The 265-nt window shown below is 44.2% G+C and carries 1 pseudogene; it reads left to right on the plus strand.

Annotated elements, in window-relative coordinates:
* Positions 1 to 200: pseudogene (locus R0J87_RS21235) on the plus strand (mechanosensitive ion channel family protein); the annotation flags it as partial.
* Between the last annotated feature and the right edge of the window lie 65 nt (positions 201 to 265).

A 265-nucleotide genomic window follows, 5' to 3' on the forward strand; every position in this document is an offset into this window, starting at 1 on the left:
CACTGAATATCCAATTTTCGGTCTGGAGTAAACGGGAGAACTTCCGTGATTTACGCAACAGCCTGCAGGAAGAAGTAAAACTGGCGTTTGACAAAGCCGGCATAGAAATCCCCTTTCCTCAGCGTGTGGTGTATCTGAACCACGCCACAGATGACAAAACGCAACCTCAGGAAAACGATAAAGCAGCCGATAAAACGTAAGCTAAATATCTGACGCCTAACAAGGTTAATGTTACCTTAAGGTTAGTAAACTACACTCGACTGAT

This window comes from Halomonas sp. SIMBA_159 (assembly GCF_046536035.1).
Classification (GTDB): domain Bacteria; phylum Pseudomonadota; class Gammaproteobacteria; order Pseudomonadales; family Halomonadaceae; genus Vreelandella; species Vreelandella venusta_A.